This window comes from Oleiphilus sp. HI0128 (assembly GCF_001635365.1).
On the sequence record NZ_LWGG01001050.1, the window covers coordinates 1 to 6,884 of the forward strand.

At 43.4% G+C, this 6,884-nt stretch carries 5 protein-coding genes; all 5 read right to left on the minus strand.

From position 1 onward, the window contains the following. Positions 1–160: 160 nt before the first annotated feature. Complete coding sequence (locus A3763_RS17810; RefSeq protein ID WP_068554478.1) at positions 161–1,801, minus strand: sulfotransferase; 1,641 nt, start codon at positions 1,799–1,801, stop codon at positions 161–163. Positions 1,802–1,876: 75 nt separating this feature from the next. After that, positions 1,877–2,779 carry a tRNA 2-thiocytidine(32) synthetase TtcA gene (gene ttcA, locus A3763_RS17815; RefSeq protein WP_068554480.1) on the minus strand — a complete coding sequence of 301 codons (903 nt, stop codon included), beginning with the start codon at positions 2,777–2,779 and terminating at the stop codon, positions 1,877–1,879. A 58-nt stretch (positions 2,780–2,837) separates the two neighbouring features. Next, positions 2,838–3,410, minus strand: a complete 573-nt coding sequence (locus A3763_RS17820) for a DNA-J related domain-containing protein (RefSeq protein ID WP_068554482.1) — start codon at positions 3,408–3,410, stop codon at positions 2,838–2,840. A 1-nt stretch (position 3,411) separates the two neighbouring features. After that, entirely contained in the window at positions 3,412–5,370 is a 1,959-nt protein-coding gene (locus tag A3763_RS17825) for a diguanylate cyclase domain-containing protein (RefSeq protein ID WP_068554484.1), read from the minus strand. Positions 5,371–5,509: 139 nt separating this feature from the next. Further along, a partial coding sequence (gene glpK / locus A3763_RS17830) for a glycerol kinase GlpK (RefSeq protein ID WP_068760270.1) occupies positions 5,510–6,884 on the minus strand: 1,375 nt, incomplete at its 5' end.

Sequence of the window (6,884 nt, forward strand, 5' to 3'; positions counted from 1 at the left end):
CCTGCCTTCAATGTTGAGCAGCGGTTTATTAGCACAAAAACTATCCGCGACAATTAGAAAACGCTGGTTCCGCTCTTCTGCCGGAGCAATGATGACTTTATTCGGCTTATGGTCTTTGCCAGTCATCCAGAAAACAGTTTACCAGCTATTAAACGCTTAGCTAAGAAGCCCAATGATAAATTTCTGAAAAAGGCTCAAAGAAACTTTCATATTGTTTATACGCAGAGACGGCATCCTGATTTATTTCCCGCCTAATTTGAACATGACTCGCCGTTCTACTTAGCAACTTATCTTCTTTATGAAAATCCAAACACTGTTCTCCCCAAGGCAAGTCGCAAAACGCCATAAGCGCCTTGGATTCAGCTTCCGGATCACACACTAATTCCTCATATTTAACTGTTGTCACACGTTGAGGGTAGGCATTCTTTGTCCGATCCATTGCTACTAAACAATTATCCACATACTTGAATATATTATTTAAGTCATGAGCCCAGGGTAATACAGACATGTTATTTCGCATAATAGAAACAATCGAAGCGAGTGGAGCTCGATCACAATAAACCACCTTCGCTCTCGGCATCACCTTCATAATGAAATCGATTAGGAATATGTTTTCTAGAGACTTATCAGTAAAACGTTTTACGTCGCTTGATGAATCTTCCGGCAATAAGCCATGTCGCATATAAGAAGATTCGAGCTGACTAACGAAAGCTTCCCAAAAGTTTTGTCCACCACTTTGATAAGCAACGGCTAATGCCTCAATAACGGACCCGGTTTCTTCACCTTTGCCAACATTCTGAGGCCCATGACAAATGATATTTTCCAACAAGGTTGAACCACAACGTGGCACACCAATAATAAAAACAGGTTCGAGATTAGCAAGTCGAGAAGTAAAATGTGCAGAATCAGGTGGCGTCAACTGAGGCAATGCCTGCAGATAAAACTCGGTACTTCTCGGAAATTGAGTAATCGAACTGTAAATTCGATGCGCAGCGACAAGATGCTCCATCTCAACTAGCGGCTCACCTTGCTTTTTAGCAAAATTTGCCAACAACCATTGATAATAAAAGCGATTGTCTCCCTCTAAAGTAGCCTCATCAACATCGATTAAGCGTTGATACAATTCGGGGTGAAGACTCTCTGCATCCAATTGAACAAGGCGATATGCAAACGACAGGTTTTCAGGGAAGTCTTCCGAACCTTTATTCAATACATCTTTAGCGACAGCCAACTGTCCGTGATCAACATGTAGTTTTGCAGCATTCAGATATAAACCTTCACTTTTCAATCCGTATTCAATTGCACTCAAATAAACTGATTGTGCTTCTTCAAAACGTAATAGTTGGTACAACAATTTACCTAATTGCATGCGATAACTTAAATTTTCAGGTTTCTTCCCAACACATGCTTTCAGACATTCAACCGCACGTTCAAATTCCTTAGCCTTTACCAAGACCTCGGCATATTTTCCTGATAATTCAATATCATCTTGTACTGAAAGATAAGCTTCGAAAACCTTTGCTGACTCAACAATCATTCCCATATCAGCATAAAGACCCGCTAGTTCCAATACAAAAGTCCTATTGAGGGGCTCGGCTTGGTACACATGCAGCAGGTGTTGTTTCGCTGCTTGATTATCATTTTGTTGGCGAGCAATCGTCCCTAAAGAATAGTGAGCATCACAGTTCTGCGGATCGATCGAAAGAATCTTATTATAGCAACGACGAGCTCGAGAGAGTCTTTCAGACTGTATATACTCGTTAGCCTGCTGCATTAAGGTTTGTATTTCCGACTCGCTCATATTCCTGCCTTTCGATTTCTTATTAAAATGTAATCCCGAGATGTATTCCAACGCAGCGAGAAGACTCGCGTTAGTTTAACGTGGCATAACCTCAACGATCTGAACCATATCATCCTCTTTAGTTCGGGATGAAGAAATAGATTGCTCTAAATCAAACTCATACTCTTTACGTTCACCACTGCGATCAATTGCTAGTGTTTCGAAATCAAAAAGCTGGGTATCCGCTAACTGGGAAGGCGATACATTCTGTAAGGCTGTGAAAATTGACTCAATTCTTGAAGGGTGTTCTTTTTCCCATTGAATAAGCATTTTCTTAATGGATTGACGCTGGAGATTTTCTTGCGAACCACAAAGATTGCACGGAATGATCGGGTAAGCCTTCACCAGAGCAAACTGCTCAATATCTTTCTCACGACAATAAGCCAGCGGCCTAATCACGACATTTCGCTTGTCATCAGAAAGCAGTTTAGGTGGCATAGCTGACAACCTTGAACCATGAAACATGTTCAGAAACATGGTCTCAACGATGTCATCTTTATGATGGCCTAAAGCTATCTTATTCGCTTTAATCTCCTCAGCAAAGGAGTATAAAGTACCACGACGTAAACGTGAGCACAGGCCACAGGTTGTCTTGCCTTCTGGTATCTTGGACTTAACGATGGAGTAAGTATCTCGATCAATAATATAATATTCAATATCAAGTGATTCCAGATACTTAGGAAGGACATGGTCAGGAAAACCTGGCTGTTTCTGGTCAAGGTTTACGGCGACTAGGTCGAAACTGATCGGAGCACTCTTTTGCAGACTCATCAGAATGTCTAGCATGGTGTAGCTGTCTTTTCCGCCCGACAAGCAAACCATAATACGATCACCGTCTTCGATCATATTAAAGTCGGCAATGGCCTTACCCATGCCACTGCGCAAGCGCTTTTGAAGCTTGTTAAACTCGTATTTCTCTGAACCTGCTAAGCTCTGCATAACCCTACAACCTGACAACGACAACATTAAAGGCGCGCATTATAGCGAATTTACGGCTTTAACCCAAAGCCCGGTCTAACAAACGTTTAGCAGCGGATATTTTTTTAAACTGTTCCCCGCAGCCCCCCTTATCAGGGTGATGAATTTGAGCAAGCTTACGATACTGAAGCTTAACCTGCCTTTGGTCAGCATTAGCAGGCAAATCTAATACACTTAGCGCAGCATGCCGATCATCATTTGCCAGAAACTTACGCCAAAACTTATCGAGCAGGTCGTTTACTTCATCTTCTTCTGTTTCAAAATAGTGGCTAATATCAAGGTAATATGCCTTAACCGAATCATAAGATGATAATTCGGAAACTCCTTCTGCAAAGGGTCTTCTAGATATATTTATCAGATTGATGTCGAGAAAAAAACGCTGCTCATCTAGATAAGTGTTTTGTAGCGTGTAAAGGGCGTGTTTTAACAGAAAGTGGGCACGAAAAAGGTCTTTACTCTGACTTATATTGAACTCGGAAAACGGCTCTTGCTGAATGCATTTTAGATGTTGAATAAGCTCAATTTCTTTAACGCTAGCATGATCATCAAGATAGTTATCTATCCCCTTGATAATATCTAACAAGACATCCAAGCTAGTGAGCCTTCTTGCCTAAACGGCTTCGAGGAGGGGCGATGCCTACACCGTTCTTTTCTTTCTGCTTCACTTCATACATTGCCCGATCAGCAGACTTCAAAATATCGGCCGTTTTTTCACCATTATCAGGGTACATACTAATACCTATACTACCACCAACGGTGACCGTTAAACCGGCAACCTGTAAAGGTCTTTCCAGGTTAAACAGTACCTTTTCGGCGACTTGCCGAGCATGCGCGTTGGATTCACAATCATGCAATATCAACACAAACTCATCGCCACCAATTCGAGCTAATACATCCGCTTCTCTGACGGCCATTTTGATGCGCTGTACAACTTCACACAACACGACATCACCCACTTCATGGCCATATTGATCATTCACGATTTTAAAATCATCCAAATCAATAAACAGTACCGCAACACGCTCCTTTCTTCGCTTAGCTAATGCGATCGCTTCTTCCAGTTTTTCAAAGAACAAAGTCCGGTTACCTATCCCCGTTAAGGCATCAGAATGAGCAAGTTCTTTTAACTTATTCTCTAATGCCTTACGCTCGGTAATATCATTAGCCATGGCAACAACCCGCCCAGGTTGCAAGACTGCGTAGTGCCATTCACATAGAACAAGCTTATTCCTATTGGTCCGACTCCAACCCTCAGCAACCTTAACCTCTCGCCGATCAAACAGGTTCGCAATCATTCTACGAAACTTGTTCTGGTCTCCTAAGGGCACCACATAATCGTAAACAGATTGGCCAATGATATCTTCTGAAGCCCAAGCAAAAATTTGTTCTGCCTGATGATTCCATTCAATGATTTTGCCCTGACTATCCATAATCACCATTGCAGTGGGCGTATTATCAACCACAGTTCTAAGCCAAGAAGTGCGTTTATCCAAACGACGGTTCAAGCGCCAAACGTAAGCGAGAAAGCTCAGCAATATAATCGTAATCAGTGAGGCACCAAGCCCCCAACGTTTCACCAAGTCGGCACTAACCCCTTCCTCACTCCTGTAAAGAAAGTCGTCAAGCGAATAATCTGCAGACAGGCTGCCTTGCTCGACATAAACCTTGGCAATATGGTGCCAGCGTTTACTCGTCATATAGCCTGGGGAGATTAGCTCACTTTCTAGCAAGTCTTTCATCTTCTCTGCTTCAAACATTAAATGCGCTTTTGTATGTCGCTGGCTGTAGCGTTCATAGATCAGGTCTACAATTTCTGAGGGGTGATCCATAGCATATCGCCAGCCTTTAAAACTGGCTCGCCTAAATGCTGCAACCCGTTTAGGGTGGTGTTTGAGTTCATGAATCGTAGTAAAAAGGTTGTCACCATAAAAATCGACCCCGGAATCTTTTGGTCGAAACAGCGTGTACGGCTCTCCCAAACGCTCAAACTCAAACACTTCATCAGTGGTATAAACAGACATAGCTGCAACCCTACCCGCCATCACATCTGAAGTATTAAAACTGTGCTTAACAATTTTGAGCGTATCACGCGATAAACCTTCTTTGGAAAGATAAGCCATTAACTCAGCCGAGTTGGCTTCAATCATAATAGGTTTGTTGCGTAGGTCTTGTACTTGCTGAATGTTTGAGTATAAGTTGCTCTCAGGCAAACTGGCGGAGCTTAACAAAGCAAGAGGAGAATGTTGGAATATAACCCCTAAAACGACAACAGGCTTAAAGTGGTTGTGTAAAAGCAGCAACTCACTGGTGCCAACTCCAAATTCAGCCTCACCATTAACGACGACTTCAATAGGGTCCATCTCTGGCTCGGCTTCCCGAATGGCGACATCCAAACCTTCTTCAGCGTAAAAACCTTTTTCCAGCGCCGCATAATAACCCGCAAATTGAAACTGATGTTTCCATTTGAGCTGTAGAGTTACACTTTCGCTGGACAAAGCATAGGGCACAGATGCCACCAACAAAGTCAGACTGAAAATCCAATTCTTAATCACATAGAAGCTCCTGCCTCTCGCCTCTTAGCACTGAAGGGCTATTACTATATTGTTCACTTCTCGACAATTTCCTAATATTATGCGCGACAATAGTGAAAACTACTATCCTTAAAGTCTAGCATTCAACTATCACTGACGCTTAATTTTGTTCAGTTTTTACGCGTCCGACGGCATCTAACCAGCCGCTATAGAGTTTTTTTGCATCTTCTGGACAAATATCAGGTGAAAAACGTTTATCAAGATGCCACATATCTGCAATCGTCTCGACGCTTTCAAATAAACCGGCCTTTAAACCAGCCAAGTATGCCGCACCTAATGCCGTGGTCTCGACAATTTCAGGCCGGTCAACCGAAACATTCAGAAGGTCAGATAGAAACTGTACAACCCAGTCATTGACCACCATGCCTCCATCTACTCTTAAAGTGTTTACTTGCGCACCATCTTTCTCCATCGCGTGGAGCAGATCCCTTGTCTGATAACACACTGACTGTAGGCCAGCTGTGACGATTTCTTCTATCCCCGTATCTCGAGTTAAACCGAACAAAGCACCTCGTGCATTCGGATCCCAATAAGGCGCACCTAAGCCAGTAAAGGCTGGTACCAGATAAACCGAATTGTCATAACCAACCTTCTTGGCCATCGCCACCGTTTCACTAGCATGAGAGATAAACTTTAAGCCATCACGCAACCATTGCACTGCCGCTCCTGCAACAAAGATGCTGCCCTCCAGAGCGTATGTCACTTCAGAATTCAGACGGTAGGCAACAGTAGTCAGTAAACGATTATTGGAGCGTAGTGGCTTCGCACCCGTATTGGCAATCATAAAGCAACCTGTTCCATAAGTGCTTTTGATCATGCCTGGCGTAAAGCAAGCCTGCCCTACCAAGGCGGACTGCTGATCACCTATCATACCGTAGACAGGCATAGAGATACCGAAAAGCTCAGCCTCGGTGTCACCAAACTCATCACTGCTATCCTTGACCTCAGGCAACAACTGTTCCGGGACATCAAAAATCTGTAACAGTTCTTTATCCCACTCTTGTGTATGTATATTGAACAAGGAAGTTCGAGAGGCGTTCGTGGCGTCACTGGCATGCGACCGACCACCGGTTAAGCGCCATAGCAGGAAAGTATCGACAGTTCCAAACGCCAAGTCCCCTTCGCGAGCTCGTTCATCAGCATCATCGACATTATCAAGAATCCAACGAATCTTACTCGCTGAGAAGTATGGGTCTACCAACAAGCCAGTCTTTTCAGAAATAGTATCTTCCAAGCCTTTATCTTTCAGGCTCTGGCAAAACTCAGAGGTTCGGCGATCCTGCCAAACAATTGCCGGATAGATTGCCTTTCCTGTCTTTCTATCCCAAACAATCGTCGTCTCCCGCTGATTGGTAATACCGATCCCCATTACCTGGTCGGATTCAAGATCTAATTTGGCAAGAACTTGCTTGATTACGCTGACAGTCGTACTCCATATTTCTTCTGGATCATGTTCGACCCATCCATCGTTTGGA

Bases quoted from the DNA above. Each gene is read 5' to 3' on its own strand.
- ttcA (WP_068554480.1), bottom strand. From the start codon at position 2,779: ATGCAGAGCTTAGCAGGTTCAGAGAAATACGAGTTTAACAAGCTTCAA.
- A3763_RS17810 (WP_068554478.1), bottom strand. From the start codon at position 1,801: ATGAGCGAGTCGGAAATACAAACCTTAATGCAGCAGGCTAACGAGTAT.